Source organism: Pseudomonas ulcerans, assembly GCF_036324125.1.
Classification (GTDB): Bacteria; Pseudomonadota; Gammaproteobacteria; order Pseudomonadales; family Pseudomonadaceae; genus Aquipseudomonas; species Aquipseudomonas ulcerans.
In genome coordinates this window covers 44,583-59,237 of record NZ_JAZDQN010000004.1, presented here as the reverse complement: position 1 = coordinate 59,237, position 14,655 = coordinate 44,583, and the positions used below count along the sequence as shown (strand labels likewise).

Annotated in this window: 14 protein-coding genes; 7 read left to right on the top strand and 7 right to left on the bottom strand. The window is 53.8% G+C overall.

Annotation, left to right across the window (positions count from 1 at the left end):
- Window positions 1-3: 3 nt before the first annotated feature.
- Genes V0R59_RS05205 through V0R59_RS05180 form a run of 6 tightly spaced genes read right to left on the bottom strand, consistent with a single transcriptional unit; the run spans window position 4 to window position 5,903 of the window.
- Window positions 4-1,017 carry a virulence RhuM family protein gene (locus V0R59_RS05205; RefSeq protein ID WP_003291346.1) on the bottom strand — a complete coding sequence of 338 codons (1,014 nt, stop codon included), beginning with the start codon at window positions 1,015-1,017 and terminating at the stop codon, window positions 4-6.
- Window position 1,018: 1 nt separating this feature from the next.
- Window positions 1,019-2,251 carry a DUF6161 domain-containing protein gene (locus V0R59_RS05200; protein ID WP_126071267.1) on the bottom strand — a complete coding sequence of 411 codons (1,233 nt, stop codon included), beginning with the start codon at window positions 2,249-2,251 and terminating at the stop codon, window positions 1,019-1,021.
- A complete protein-coding gene (locus V0R59_RS05195; RefSeq protein WP_071534856.1) occupies window positions 2,248-3,489 on the bottom strand; it encodes a restriction endonuclease subunit S in 1,242 nt (413 codons plus the stop codon). Before V0R59_RS05195 ends, V0R59_RS05200 begins: the two co-directional genes overlap by 4 nt.
- The gene (locus tag V0R59_RS05190) at window positions 3,479-5,002 is read right to left on the bottom strand and encodes a type I restriction-modification system subunit M (RefSeq protein WP_033991389.1); all 1,524 of its coding nucleotides are present in this window, start codon (window positions 5,000-5,002) and stop codon (window positions 3,479-3,481) included. Before V0R59_RS05190 ends, V0R59_RS05195 begins: the two co-directional genes overlap by 11 nt.
- 3 nt (window positions 5,003-5,005) lie before the next feature.
- A complete protein-coding gene (locus V0R59_RS05185; RefSeq protein ID WP_223656452.1) occupies window positions 5,006-5,683 on the bottom strand; it encodes a restriction endonuclease subunit S in 678 nt (225 codons plus the stop codon).
- Window positions 5,622-5,903 carry a hypothetical protein gene (locus tag V0R59_RS05180; RefSeq protein ID WP_033991388.1) on the bottom strand — a complete coding sequence of 94 codons (282 nt, stop codon included), beginning with the start codon at window positions 5,901-5,903 and terminating at the stop codon, window positions 5,622-5,624. The genes V0R59_RS05185 and V0R59_RS05180 overlap by 62 nt, the downstream gene beginning before the upstream one ends.
- A 422-nt stretch (window positions 5,904-6,325) precedes the next feature.
- Between V0R59_RS05180 and V0R59_RS05175 the strand changes: the two genes are divergently transcribed.
- The 3 genes from V0R59_RS05175 to V0R59_RS05165 all read left to right on the top strand — a co-directional run bounded on the left by V0R59_RS05175 (window position 6,326) and on the right by V0R59_RS05165 (window position 7,535).
- Entirely contained in the window at window positions 6,326-6,508 is a 183-nt protein-coding gene (locus V0R59_RS05175) for a hypothetical protein (protein ID WP_033991386.1), read from the top strand.
- Window positions 6,509-6,666: 158 nt separating this feature from the next.
- The gene (locus tag V0R59_RS05170; protein ID WP_071534857.1) at window positions 6,667-6,930 is read left to right on the top strand and encodes a BPSL0761 family protein; all 264 of its coding nucleotides are present in this window, start codon (window positions 6,667-6,669) and stop codon (window positions 6,928-6,930) included.
- Between the two features lie 2 nt (window positions 6,931-6,932).
- Window positions 6,933-7,535, top strand: a complete 603-nt coding sequence (locus tag V0R59_RS05165) for a DUF6088 family protein (RefSeq protein WP_033991383.1) — start codon at window positions 6,933-6,935, stop codon at window positions 7,533-7,535.
- A gap of 121 nt (window positions 7,536-7,656) precedes the next feature.
- Here the strand turns inward: V0R59_RS05165 and V0R59_RS05160 are convergent, their stop codons facing one another.
- Window positions 7,657-8,175 (bottom strand): hypothetical protein, encoded by a 519-nt coding sequence (locus V0R59_RS05160; protein WP_235583574.1) that lies wholly within the window; start codon window positions 8,173-8,175, stop codon window positions 7,657-7,659.
- A 436-nt stretch (window positions 8,176-8,611) separates the two neighbouring features.
- On the opposite strand from V0R59_RS05160, the gene V0R59_RS05155 reads away from it, so the two are divergent.
- The 4 genes from V0R59_RS05155 (at window position 8,612) to V0R59_RS05140 (ending at window position 14,651) form a co-directional block, all read left to right on the top strand.
- Window positions 8,612-9,079: a hypothetical protein gene (locus V0R59_RS05155; RefSeq protein ID WP_071534858.1), complete on the top strand. Its 468-nt coding sequence runs from the start codon at window positions 8,612-8,614 to the stop codon at window positions 9,077-9,079.
- Window positions 9,076-10,608, top strand: coding sequence for a hypothetical protein (locus V0R59_RS05150; RefSeq protein WP_330072651.1), 1,533 nt, complete (start codon window positions 9,076-9,078; stop codon window positions 10,606-10,608). Before V0R59_RS05155 ends, V0R59_RS05150 begins: the two co-directional genes overlap by 4 nt.
- Window positions 10,609-10,626: 18 nt before the next feature.
- Window positions 10,627-11,523, top strand: coding sequence for a site-specific integrase (locus V0R59_RS05145; RefSeq protein ID WP_330072650.1), 897 nt, complete (start codon window positions 10,627-10,629; stop codon window positions 11,521-11,523).
- A 68-nt stretch (window positions 11,524-11,591) separates the two neighbouring features.
- Window positions 11,592-14,651: a hypothetical protein gene (locus V0R59_RS05140; protein WP_175563952.1), complete on the top strand. Its 3,060-nt coding sequence runs from the start codon at window positions 11,592-11,594 to the stop codon at window positions 14,649-14,651.
- Window positions 14,652-14,655: the final 4 nt, after the last annotated feature.

Genomic DNA, 14,655 nt, shown 5'->3' with positions numbered 1-14,655 from the left:
CGGTCACTTGGATTTCTTCTTTGCACTCAGGCGCTTTTCCAGACGTTCAAGCTCTGCCAGCTCTTGAGCATCGGCGGCCAAAGCCTCGGCGCTGCGGCGGTGTTGGTCAAACGTCTCATAACGCTCATGTGCCACCTGCTTCATCTGCTCGTGGCTGATGCTGCCGGCAGTGCGTAGCAGCGGTTGCTCGTTGAAGGCCATAAAGCTGTCGATGTATTGCCGCCAATCGGCGAGCATCAAGTGCTTACGCTGCTCGGCGCGTAGCTCAGCGAAGTCGAGGAACATGCCGACCAAGCGATTGAGCTGGTCTAGTTCCTCGGCATTCAGGTAGTTCTTGGCCACCACAACATCGGCTTTGCGCACCCGGTCGCCCTTGAAACTAAGCAGGTTCATATTGGGTGCGCTGGCATCGGCGCGCTGCACTATCAGCTCGGCGGCGGTGTGGCCGGTAACGGCGAAGAACAGCTTGTTCTGCACTTCGGCAAACAAGCGGGCGGTGTCCTGCTCATTGGCGCGGTAATCCTCGGCCAGAGTGAAGAGATCACGTACCTTTTGGTAGAAGCGCTTCTCCGAGGCCCGTATGTCACGGATGCGCTTGAGCAGCTCATCGAAGTAGTCCCAGCGGGGCTCCTTCAAGCGGGCGTCGTCCATCACGAAGCCCTTCTGCAGGTACTCACCCAAGGTGCGGGTGGCCCACTGACGAAACTGGGTGCCACGAGTTGAGCGCACCCGGTAGCCCACGGCGATGATCATCGGCAGGGCGTAGTACGCTAGGTTGCGCCTGACTTGGCGTGAGCCCTCGGCTTGAACTGTCAAGTTTTCCTTGACGGTTGCCTCCTCTGTCAACTCGCCCTCAGCGAGGACGTTCTGCACATGCAAGCTGATGTTCTGTTTGCTGGTTTGGTACAGCTCGGCCATTTCTAGTTGCGTCAGCCATACTTGGCCATCCAGTACGCGGAGCACTAGTTGAGCTTCGCCGTCGTCACTGGTGTAAAGGATCAGGTCATTAGCATCCATGTTATTGGCCTCTACCTCTTAGCGTTGAGCGCAGCATCTCTGATGCTCCGGGCATGGTCGGTCCATGCTCCTGCGCCAGTAAGCCGGTTTCGCTGCGGCTGAATAGGGCCTGCAAGACAATATCTCTCGATTCCTTGTCGATCTCTGCTTCGTTAGTGAGTGACAAATATAGGTAGGTTAGCTGCTCACGCTCTTCGGCATCGCGCATAAGGTGGAACGAACTAAACGCCAGCCTCGACAATACCCTCAGCAAGAACGCATACACACCCGCAAGGGAACCGAAAAGGATAACCCCTTGTATCGTGTTGAGCTGAACGGGAGTCTCGCGGCCTTGCAGCCACGTGACAAAGATTTCTTGAAAATTTATCGCTGCGACGATAACCAAAGCAACAATAGCTAGCGTCCAAAGCCCGCCTTGTATTCCATACTTACGCGCCGATTTTGCCCAATATTCGGCAGGTTTTTTCAGTTTCAGCTTTTCTTCATAAGTGCTTTCAAGGGTCGTGACTTTCTCAGTCCATTCGGCTAATTGTCGTTCAAATGCATTGGATTGCGACTTTATCTTTCGGCGGCCTAATGCTTTTTGTACTTTAGCAAGTCTGCTGCTAGAAGCCCTATTCTGTGTATCCCAATCTGTAATTTCAGATTTCAGCTCGCCAAACTCAGTGAATAGTTTGTCTTGGGCGTCGGCGAACTGCGTGCGCAGATGCCCAAGAGACAATTTCTCACCATGGCGGCGCTTTACTATTTGAGAGTCCTGATTGGCAAATTCATAAGCATACATGTAGCCTTTGAAATGCTCGATATTGCTAATATTCTGTACGGATTTTCGAATCGAAAAGTCCAAGAATGCATTAGCTGTATTATCGCCATGTTCTTTGAGGCACTGGACGAATGGTTCAACAAAAGGATGACCACGCCAAAGCCAGTCTCGCTGTAATCGCTGAAAATAGCTTTGCTGAAGCTGCTGTAGCTGACGGCTTAGATCATCGTCGCTCCAAACCTCTATGTTGTCCTTCCAACCCTGAATCGTATCTGCCGCTCGGGTGAATACATCGCCTGCATTCAGATGTGTATGGTTAGCGCTATTTCTATCGGTCTGGACTATCTGTTTACGCTCCTTCCAAAAGCTTGCTTCTGCCTCACAGAACGTCAGAAAGGAACGCAAGCTTAGAAAATTCGTTACATGCCCAGCGCAATCGGTCAGCCGAAAATTAATAGTGCGATCCTTCACATAGCCCCCTTGGCATCAACAGTGACTCTACGCTTGCCGGTAAGTAGCTGCTGCATCAGGGCTTTTTTCTCCTGCTTTAGGCAAGCGAGCTTCTGCTCTAGCGCAATAACCTGCTTGCTGGCGACATGCAGGATATCTGCAATCCGCTCTTGTTCCTCCAGAGAAGGCACCGGAACCTTAGTGTTCATGAACTCACTAGGCTTGATGTTGAGCAGGCCATTGTTGCGAACACCAGTATTGACCAGCTGGCCAAGCTGAGGCTTCAGGTAGTCAGCCTCAAATAGATACTTGAAATAGCGGTGACTAAGACCCGGCTTTAGCTTAAAGCAGACATAAACATGAGGCACTAGGCCGGCGTCAAAAGAATCTAGATCAAATATGCAGCCAAATTCATAGGTCTTGGAGTTTCCTTTGTTGTAAGCAAACTCGCCACGCTTGAGCAGGATATAGCTCTCGACGCTCTTGCCAGCCATAAAGCGATTATATTTTTCATCCTGCCGAACAAATCCGCTGAGGGATGATATGGTAAGCACTGGGTGATCGCCGCCATCAGACTTTCTTTGAATGCGCTCTGCAATTTCGGATATACGCTTGAAGTCCTGCTCCCCATCTTCCTCAGCGCTTTCATGACTGCCAAGCAGCTGCTGCATCAAAGCCTTTTTCTGCTGCAGGCTGTTTTCCAGAAGTTGCTCGGCAGTAGCGATGGCCTGATCCCAAGTGGAGAGAATCTTGGCGATTTTTTCTTGCTCGTGATGGGGTGGTACGGCAATTTTTAGTTTTTTGAAATATGGCAGGCCAATGGTTTTTATGGTTGAGCCCACCGCCTGACGCTCAAACTCTGGTTTCATCATTTGTAGCCAGTTATATAGAAACCAGCTATTCATTTTTTGGCTATTGTCACAGCGCCATGCGATAAAATGCTGGCTGACTGCCATAGGGCTAGCCAGAATGGCACTTTTTCCAACACCCGCATCACGGGACAAAATTACGGTTCCTGCTGGGTGCAGAACAGCAGATGAGTTCTGGATGCCTTCTTCTGAGATCTCCTTATCAGTATTAAAAATGAGTCCTTTGTCTAAATTAAAAGAGTCGGCAAGCGAAACCCATTTTATGCCCCCGTTCCAATAATTGGATTTCTCTTTGTTAGGCGTATGGCCACTGCCGCGAACAGTAAAATTATCGAGGAGGTCATACTTCCAGTCAGTAGGTATGTTGCTTTCTTGAGCGCTACGCACCATAGCCTAGCTCCTTTAAGTACACATCCATCTGCACTTCCAGCTCAGCCAGCTTCGCCTTCAGCTTCTCCCGCTCTTTGCGCACAAGCAGCAAGTCGACTGTTTCCTCTTCTTCAAAGGTATCCACATAGCGAGGGATATTTAGATTGTAATCGTTGTCGCGAATTTCCTGCAGGCTGGCACGGTGGCTGTACTTATCCGAGTTAATGCGGTGGCGATAAGTTACTAGGATGTTTTTGATCTGCTCATCCCCCAGCACGTTCTGGTTTTTACCTGACTTGAAGTCTCGGCTCGCGTCGATAAACAGTACGGTTTCATCGGTCTTGGCTTTGCTGAAGACCAAGATTGCAGCGGGGATGCCGGTGCCGTAGAAAAGCTTCTCCGGTAGGCCGATCACGGCATCCAGAAGGTTTTCCTCGATCAACTGCTGGCGAATCTTGCCTTCGCTGGAGCCGCGGAACAGCACACCGTGAGGCACGATCACCGCCATGCGCCCGGTCTTGGCTTTCAGGGTTTCGACCATGTGCAGGATAAAGGCGAAGTCACCTTTGGTTTTCGGCGGAATACCGCGTTTGAAGCGCCCAAACTGATCGTGCTCGGCTTCGTCATGGCCCCACTTGTCCAGCGAGAACGGCGGGTTAGCGGTGACGATATCGAACTTCAGCAATTGCCCATTGGTATCGAGCAGCTTGGGGTTGCGCAGGGTGTCGCCCCACTCAATCTTGTGGTTGTCCTCGCCATGGAGAAACATGTTCATCTTGGCCAGCGACCAGGTGGAGCCGATCGCTTCCTGGCCATAGAGGGCGTATTGCTTGCTGTTGTGGTGCTCGCGCACCTTGCGCCCGCACTTCATCAGCAGCGAGGCCGAGCCGCAGGCCGGGTCGCAGATGCTGTCGCCCGGTTGCGGGTCGAGCAGTTCGGCGATCAGCTCGGAAACTTCCGGTGGGGTGTAGAACTCACCAGCTTTCTGCCCGCCGCTGGCGGCGAAGTTTTTGATCAGGTACTCGTAGGCGTTGCCAATCACGTCCAGGCTGCCGACGCGGGATGGTTTGAGGTCGAGCTCTTCACGGGCGAAGTCTTCGAGCAGGTGGCGCAGGATGGTGTTCTTCTGCTTCTCCTCGCCCAGCTTGTCGGTGTTGAAGGAGATGTCCTGGAACACGCTCTTGCCGGCATCCTTGAGCTTGGTGCCGTTGGCTTCTTCAATGGCATGCAGTGCCTGATCGATGCGCTCGCCATTGCCCGGCTCATAACGTCGATCGTAAAGGGCATAGAAGTTGGCATTGCGCGGTAACACGAAACGCTCGTTCTTGAGCATCTCCTCGATCAGTTCCGGCTCATCGCCGTATTCCATCCTGTAGCTGTCGTAGTGGTCCTGCCAGACATCGCTGATGTACTTGAGGAACAGCATGGTGAGGATGAAATCTTTATAGGTGTCCGCACTGATGGTGCCGCGGAAGGTATCGCAGGCAGCCCACAGCGCCTTGTTGATGTCGTCCTGGTTTACTTTGTCGCTCATGGTTCAATCCTTAATAAGGTGCTGGTAAATGCCTTGCAGCATTTGCTCTCTGTTGGTTTGCAGGCGTGCGATCAGCTCATCCTCTTCGTCCCATAGCGCTTGCAGAGCAATCAGCTTCTGCTGAGTGGCGAGTGGCGGAAGGGGAATTCTCATATCCAGCAAGGACGCTTTGCTGATGGCCTGAATCGCACTGCCGCTGCGCTCAAGGCTTCGCTGGCTTTGAGGCAGATTGATGAGCCAGCACAGGTATTCGGGTAAGACATCCTGTTTTTTTGTGCTGACAATAAAGAACTGGCTGGTGGCAACAACCGGTTGCTGCCCCGTGAAGAGAGCAGCCTTGTTGTTGTCGCCACGGGCGATCACCGCGATGTCGCCTGATTGGAGCAGCGGCGGTGAGGTGCGCGCATCCCAGCTGATGGCCGTTAGCGTGTCCGGCTCAATGGCCGAGCTTTGACGCAGATCCTTGATCTGTAGAACACGGATATCACCAGCAGGGTCATGCTCCAACGCGCCGCGGAAGGTGTATCCAGAACGGACATCGGCCACATCGCTCAATTTGAATGACGGGTTTGGCATAAGTAACTCTGGGTAGAAGCGCCATCCTTGGCGCAGGCGTTCATCAGGCTTCGCAACGCTGATACTGATTTTGTAACCACTGAGTTTTTTCGGCGTCCAGCCCAAACCAGGCGGCGTCTCCCTGCAGCCGGGTTACCAGTAAGCCGTCATCAGCATCCATTGCTGCTTTGAGGTTATCCCTTACCTGAGTGGCGCTCTGGCTCGTGGCAACAATCCAAGTGGACTCCAGCGGCCGACACCAGGTGCCATAGGCTTTGATGCGGTCATACAGGGCTTGGTAGTTACGCTGCTTACGCAGGTCATAGGCGATTTGGTACAGTTTCATAGCTTTAGCTCTCCTAACGGGTCAGTTATTGCAATCGCGGCAGGCTGCCACCTGCCGCACCTCATTTTTATCTCCGTACAGCTCGTACTGAGATGATGGCGAAATCAATATCGTCTAGCTTCCTGCTGCTGTCAATATTTTTATGCAGTAGGGGCTCTATGGAGTTCGTGCTTGGGCCAGTGGTGCGTCCTCTTCTTCTTTTCGCTTTGCCGGCGCCTCATCTGACCTAGCCGTTAGCGTGCGGCCCGATCCTTGTCATCCACGGCGAGCTGACTCGGGGCACGGAAAGCAGCGCCTTCATGCCTGCAAGCATGCCGTCCTCATTTCCCAGCCTGGGGCCTGACGAAATTTGCAGCATCTGCGTTAGCGCAGCAAAACATCGAGTTAACGTGTGCCTCGTAAGTAATCGGGAGCAGACGCTGATGAGATGGTTTTTCGTGGTGATGCTTTGCGGTGGTGCAGGTCTCTTGCTAAGCACCCAATATCAAGTACCGCAATGGTTGCTTTGGCTGCTGCTTGCGCTGGGAACCACGATATGGGGCCTGGCCAAGTGGATGGAACGGCAGGAGGCCAAGACGGAGCGCAGCCATGATCGTGCACACTGACCCGGATTGGTCTGCATGGGATCTCCCAAGACTGCAGGCTTTGCAGCTTTCTGCTCGGCAAACACTGGTTGGCATTGCACCCTAACTGCGCGCTAGGTGGCGGGCGCTGGCGAGCCAGCGGCCCGGGACTTTACGTTTATGGCCAGGAGATAGCGAGATTGACCCTTCCTTATGAAAGAACCCGCGCCATTGTCAAAACCGAGGAATTCCTGCGTGAGCTATCCCGTCATACGGGATTACCGCAGGATATCCGCAGCTATGCGAAAAGCCTGCTCAGGCACTATCCCTCTGCGGCCCAGGTTTTCTCGCTGGGACGCCTTGAGGAATGCCTGGTAAACGAAGCGCTTGAAGTCGAATACCGGCAACGAGTGATCGCCTTTCACCAGCCATTGCTCTGCTCTTCGCTGGATTCGACAGAATAGCGATGCCCCGCTCCCATTCTGAACAGTCGGTATCTCACCTCGTCACGCAGCGTGTTAAGCGTCTGCGCAGGGGGAGGCCTTTCAGCATCAGGTGTCTTGCAGAGCTTGGTTCAAGCTCGGCCATCTCCAAGGCAGTCGCCCAACTGGTTCTCCGCGGTGAGCTTGTGCGCGTGTACCGCGGCATCTACATGCGGCCGAAAACCAGCCAATACACCGGCCGGGTTAGTCGCCCTGGGCCTTGGGACTTGCTGAGTGTGATTGCCAGGCAGAGCCGTTGGAAACTACAGATTCACGGTGCTGATGCAGTGAGGCGATTCGGGCTAAGCACACAGATGCCGGTCATGCCTATCTTTTACACCAGCGGCCCTAGTCGATCTCTATCTATAGAGAAGGCCGAGATCAGGCTCGTGCATGCTGCTCCGATGGTTATGCAGTGCTCCGGAACCAGGGTCGGGATGGCTATCAGTGCTCTTTATTATCTCGGAAAAGATGGCGCCACTCAGGAGTGCATCGATGCGATTAAAGCAGCACTCCACCCCGGAGAGCTGGCCACCTTGTTGGACTGCAATATGCCCAAATGGATGCGCGTGGCGCTAGCTGAATGAGCCCTGCGCATCAGGTGGTGAGGCCGTCCGTACGCGGTTTAAAGCCTGACTTCGTGGTTAGTTGGCAGTCAGCCATCTGATCTGACTGCCCGTGTTATCTGCTTTGAAGCGAGTCTGCGCTTTATTGCTGGCTCGCCTTGATCCGCGCTTTGCGGATGTAATTCACTGATACACCCAGTTGGCGTGCAAGCTCAGCGTCGGAAACGACACCAAACGCAGATGCAATTTCAGGTGTTATTTCTGGTAACGGACGTTTGTATGCCTGTATTCCAAGCTCGTGACGTTTCTTTTTGACTGGAAAGTTGCTGATATCCAGACGATCAGCGACCTCGGTATCCGGCATCTGCCCGAGCATGGCAATGGCTTCATTGGTCCAGATGTCCTCAAGGGGTTTGAAGCGTGTCCGGGCAGTCTTGGGCTCCTGGATTCTCAGCTCACCTCGCTTTCGCTTGATGTGCTTGATGGAGACCCCGAACTCTTTTGCCAGTTGATAGTTCGTTCTTGTAGCGAGCTGCTCAATCAGCTCAGCCGGCAACTCAATGTCTTCTGGGTGAAACTCAGGAATGCCAATTGAGTGGCGGTAACGCCGGACACTGCTCGCTCCAAGGCCAAAGCGCCGCGCTATTTCGCGGTCGCTCATCTTTCCGATGCATGCCTTCCAATCTCCCATATGCGTGCTCCTAAAACGAGATGTAGCCAGGCAGTTTTTGCCTGACCTCGTATTCAGAGTGCGGTCGGACTACCCCCTATTTTTCAGATTGATGCAGTCGGGATTTGATATCGCCCCATTTTTTCGGCGTGTACGGTGCCCTTCTGATTCCGGGTTCAGCGAAGCCCATTTGCTAGTTAAACCCGCGCATGCGCGGAAATTTCAGTGCTTTCTTTGATGGCATCGTTGCAGTGTGTTCGGCGATTTTCCGCGCATGCGCGGAATTAGCAAAAGCGGCCGTTGGCAAAGAGGTAAGTCACCACGTCAATTAGCGAACAAAAAATTTCGTCACAGTCCAATTCACTCCCCTTAATCGGGGGCTCGCGCCTCGCATTGTCTAGTAGTCATATCACTAGAGAGAGGCGTCATGTTGACGATCAAATTACGCGACATCCAAGGAGTGCATCCCGAATTTTCTCGTATTGAGCGAGATCTGGATCTAGCTCCTGTAGGGGTTCCAGATCAGGCTCTGATCCCCAGGGCTATGGCCTTGCGCATCAATATGCTCTACCCGTTGGTCATCAGTAGGCCGGATGCGCTCTGTATCGGCCAAACGACGCTGTATCGATGGCTAAAAACATATATGGATCCAGAAACGCCGGTGCAGTGCATTGAATGGTCGAGGGGGCGAATCAAGGATTGCGCCTACCAACTCGTGCTGATTGAGCGCCTAGTTGCGCCTGCCCTGGCTCAGATTACGCCACAGCAGGTACGCGATTTATATGCGCATATAGAATCTGCAGCGGAGCAGTGGCCTCACGAATATCGCAGCCACGCCCATCTATCTCGGCTGGTCGGAGTAAAACCGCTTAAGGGCTGTGGGGGTGAGAAATGAGCAAGCGTGAAATTCTGCTTAACCTCGCCTCGGAGCAGGGGCAGTCACCTCGAGTTATCGGCGAAATCCTCAATCTGCTTGGTGCTCATCCTGAGCTCATTGACTTGCCACGTGCGATTGATCAGCTCCTACGAGTGCTCCGCGCATGCAGTGTTGGCCTGCCCATTGGTCTTGATAGCGCTGATGACGTCGTTTTGCATGAGGCCTGCAGATGGCTCATTTCCCTATCCCGCCAACCAAATGTCCGAGAACGTCTAGGCGAGCAATTTTGGCTAGGAAATAAAGGGTCGGCGAACAATCCTGTTCTACATAAAGGCGTAAAAACATTCGGATTTCCATACGCCACGTTCCTGCACATATTCAGAGACCACGAAAACAAACAGAACTATGAGCGACTTCTTGCACAGTTGCTCGTCGCATCTCAGAAAACCGCTACTAATCGCTTGCTAGACCAGCGCTATGATGTTTACAAGGCCATCGGCAATCTATGCAAGCTGCAAACTGTCTCAATCGCTTCCGAACTAAATATTTGGGGGAGTACTGAGGGGTTCGTGGCGAGTTGCAGAGGTTTTTTACCTAGTAAGTCAAGGTCAGAGAATTCCGATAGTTTTGCTGCTATCGCCAGATTTGTTCGTTACTGCAACGGCGAGTTGCCACGCGTGGGTGGTGGCGGAGGCGGTCATAGAGGCAAGCGTAAAAAGCAGAGTGTGCCTGAGCTGAACCACTACATCAGTGAGGATACTCGAGGTTTTGTGCTGGGGGATCCCGATGATCCTGATCAGTTACCAGGTCATTACGACGTTATCGTTGGGCATGCCGATACTGCTGGGGGTGATCTGGCGCCCGGAGAAATGAGTCCAGCAACCGAAATTTGGGTACTGGACGATGAGGGCTGTGAACGGCCATATGTTGCCGATCTGCTAGGCCAACAAAATGTCGAGGCGCATATTGTCCGTAGCCGACAGTTCCTGCCATTTTCATATAACCAGCTCACGCTGATGGAGTTGCGGAATTTATTGTTTGGTGCCAGCGACCTATTCCACTCGTATCTGCAAGAGCTTTCCTACACAAAAGACCCAACTCCGATCCAGCTCCGAATGGAGGCGATTGTTGCTCTGCATATCAGTCTGTGGCTGGGGCAGTCGACGACGCAGATTATCCAGTTATCCATCGTTGATGACGAGAAAGATGACGCCGATGGTCTGGCATTGATCCTAGGGGATTCGGCGCAGTTCAGTATGGTAGTTAAGCGCCCAGATTTGGCTGGCGATGATCGTTGGCAGGCCTCTTCTGGTGTCCGACCATCGTTGCTGCGAATTCTATTGCCCGATCTAGCTGGTAGTGCCCAGTTGGTAAAACAACTGATCAGGACATTTCCTCACTCAGCCAACCAGGTATTCACTTATCAAACTGAGCAGCTGGACGCCGAGATCAGGGCACTGCTGCTGGAATTGGGTGGGGGGGATCGACGCTATACGCGAGCCAAATTGCGCAGTTATTTGTTCCACCAGATAGTCGCTGATACTTAGGATGTAGCAGCAGCATCCATGCTGTCTGGCGTTGAAATCCCCTCGGCGCAAACCCCGCGCTATTACCTGCAGCTCGATGCCTGTCACCTTCGCAAAATTTACACCACCTCACTGGTAAGAGTGCTGACGCAGGTTTATGCCTGTGCTGGTCTCGCATATGAATATGTCGACCTAAATCCAGACCAACAGGGTGGGGTGGGTGCAACTCATTGCCTGCTGCCTGCAACCATTGCGAGCAATATCAGTGCAATGGCCAGGGTCTTGAGAAGGAAAGCGAACGGGCGTCTCAGCGAGATGGTCGCTTGGCACAACTGTTTCACCCTCTGGACAGTGCAGATGTTTATGTTGGTCACGTCCTGTAGGGCAATCCGCAACCCTCTGATGCTCATCGACGAGTTTGATTCTGTGTTGGGCATGGGTGCGCTGTCAGACAAGGACTCTGACGATCGTCATATGAGTCGGCTGATTTGCATGCCGCCGATGTTGAGGCGGCAAATAACAAGCTACTTCGCGCATTGCGCGTCTATCAGCCGACAATTGATTGGTTATCTGCCACAGGATGAGGAGGATCATCAGTGGTCGCGGGGATTTTTCCTGCAGATTAGCCAGGCTGGAGTGCGCCGGGCTGAGATTACCCCGGGCAATATCTACGACCAGATGGGGCTGGTATCTGGTTACACCACGCATCGGGTCAATGCCCACCGGAAATTCATCCGCACGGAACTCACGGAGCGGGGCTGTCCTTCAGAAGCGCTGGCTGCGTTCATGGGGCACTGGCTCAGGGGTGAGGAGCCTCAGGACGCCTATTCGACGTTCTGCCCTGCGGTATACGCCAAGGTTCTAGATGAGTGGATTACCCCACTACTCAGGGAGCTTGGCTGGTCGGCTCTAAGCAGCCAGTGGGTGACAGAATGAATCTGCCCCGTCTAAACGATCAACAGGGCAGTGTTATCTGGTCGGCTCGGCCTCATGAGCCGGAATGGATGCCCGAGATGCGGGCGCTTCTGAAATCGATTGCCGAGAAGTCCGGGACGGCGTTCGGCAAATGGCTGTTGGGTGAATGCGCCATATCCGGGATCTCGACGACGCACGTCCGTGAACTGGAGGCACAGCTCGGCACAAATCACACGTTGCGCAACGTACTGCGCAGCATCACTCAGCGAGTCCGGGACCAAATCCCAGGATTTCCGCTGGCACGAATAGCCATTGCCGTCAGGCGTGCAGCAAACCCGATCAATCCTGACGTCTACACGGCTGAGCGAATTCAACGCAGCTGCCAACTGATTCACGCCCTGCAGCAGGGTCTGAAACTGGATATCGATGCGCTCAGCACGGATGAGCGCATTGGTCTGCTACTAATGAGTGCGGCCTACAACGGCGGATTGCTCGATGTGGCTCAGCTGAATGCCATGCTCAGCACGACGCCAGACAGCATCGATTGGGTAGCGGGAATTCCCGAGATACGTCTGCCGCTATCGATCCGCGGCAATGCCGTCGCTGAATTTCGGCAGTGGTTCCCTGATCCGGCAACGCTGGCTCTGTTGATACGCTGCGTGGATGATGTTCAAAAAAGCACCGGCAAACTAAAGCGTAGAAATTGGCACATGCGCTGTGTCTGTGCATTCCTGAAGAAGGTTGAGGTACCTGAACAGTATCATCCAGAGAATCCCAGCGACCTGTTTGATTTTCTAAGGATGCAAATGCAGTTGCGGCTGCCGCAGGTGCTGGTGAATTTTGCCTGCCGCAAGGGTTTTGTCTCGCAGTCACTGCGCCCCTCATCCTGGGGCAATATTCTCGGCCTAGATGATCTCGAGGACCCTGCGGGGACTTATGACGATGAATCTGTTTCGGATGTAACTGAGGATAACCCTGACCCACCCGCATGGCTGGAGGAACTGCGCGATCGGATCCGGGACAACCTGCCCATAGAGAGCCCTTTACAAGCGGAGTCTCATGGAGAACTTCCCGGCCTAATCCAGGGTTGGCTTGCCTACATGCTGGGTGGCGCCTCCGCATACGGCCACAGTATTGGGCGAAGCACGATAAAGCGATATACCCAAGTACTAGGCGCAGCACTTTCCTCTCGGTTAGATGGCATAAGCATCTTCGAGCTCGAAATTGATGCGCTGGAACTTGTGTATGAATCCGCACTGGATGCTCAGGCCACAGATAGCAAACGGCGCACCCTGGCCAATGCAGTCCAGGAGTTTCACACGTTTCTGCAGCGTCGTTACAACTACCCGACAATCAGCCCCTACTCAATCCTAGGCATCGGCAAAGGTGTGACCAGGGTGGATGCTCGCATTATCAGCGAGGAGCAGTACAAATTGGTTATGCAGGCGCTCGGCACATGCGGGCTTGAGCTGCGAACGCCACGTCTGGTGACGGCTGCGAGGCTTTTGTTGATCTTGGGGTTCCGGTTGGGATTGCGGCGTAACGAGGCTCTAAAGCTTCGCCTACGTGATTTGCATCTGCCCGAATTTTCAGCAGCGGAGTGCGCGCATATTCAAGCTCGGCAATCGCATATGCGCAGGCTATCTAAAGATGAACAGGCCAGAATAGAGCTGCCCGTTGACCTGCTCATTCGCCCCCATGCACAGCGTGGGTTGAAAACCCAGAATGCGGTTCGGAGTTTGCCGCTGCGTGAGCTGCTTGAGCCCGATGAGCTCACGTTGCTGATCGACTGGTATCGAGAGCGGCAGCAGGAAGAAAGCCAAAATTCAACGTCGGAATTCCTGTTCTGCATCCCACAGCTGAGAACTCAGTGGGTCAGCGAGAGCTGCCTGTTCCCAGCTCTACATGACTGCATGCGAGCAGTCACGGGTTCCGAGTTCCTGCATTACCATCACCTGCGCCATTCCTGCGCTACGTGGTTTTTGCTCAAGTTGATGGGTGCGCAGAATGCGCTATCACCAGAGCTGATTTTCAAAGATCTGCCCCTTACCACTCGCTGGCTCAGAGGTGACCTCAGGTTGCGTAAGGCGATGTTGCCTGTAGAGGGCCCCACCCGGCGAATCGTCCATATTGTCAGTGCCATCCTCGGGCACGGCAGCCCAAAAACCACACTGTTGCACTACGTCCATAGCCTGCCTCAGATCATGGCAATGATGTGGCAGTGGAATCCCCAGAACTGGATATTCAACGCCGCAAACGTCGCCACGATAGCCGAAGTAAGCCAACCCACCATGAGCACTGAGCCCCGTGAAGGCATTTCAGCTGAGTGCGGCGTGCTACTCAACATCATCGGTCGCATTAGACCCCTGAAGGAGCGTAAGCGTGCTCGGAAGAAGGCGAGTCGAGGCCAGGCTGAACAGGTGGCGCAGAACTGGGCGATTGGGCGAATTCTGGCTATCGAGTCGATGCTGGCGTATGCCTCATATGCCGAGCAGACAGGTCGAGCGGTCAATCTCGACTGGGTCGAGTTTTCTGCCGAGGCGCGTGAAATGATGCTTGAGCGGGCACGCTGTATCCGCGATATGCAACAGCGACCGGGAGCAAGCAGCGCAAGCCCTAAACACAGGCTGCAACCTGCTCTGTATGCAGAAGGTTCGTCGTATCTGTCGCTGTTGCCCTCGCCTCCAAAGCATGGTGGGCGTGAGGCTGTGGCCGAGTATGCGCAGCGCCTCTACGACCTGCTCGAAGGCCCCGACAGCGAACGTGCCCAACGCGTGATTGATGATTTTGTTGAGCGCTGCTGGACGACGGAAACCACCCTGCGATTCCAGCGTGATCGTGACGAGGAACATGCTCAGGACTATTTGTGGCTGCTGACTGCCATAGGTATTCACGCTCGATCTATCGAGCTGATCGTGTACGACATCAGCAAACCCAAGGCTGCCAAGTCTTACTGGCGTCAGCAATTCGGAAACACTCGTCGGCCGTTCAGTCAGCACGCGCCAGAGAATAGCGATGTAGCGAATCCACATTTGGGCATCAGGGCGAAACTTGAACTGAAGGGTGAGGCTAAGCAGAACCATCACTCCGGCGCAGCCCTGCGCTACCTGATGCTGATGGCTTCCATCGACTGGCATTTCCGTGCCTGACCAA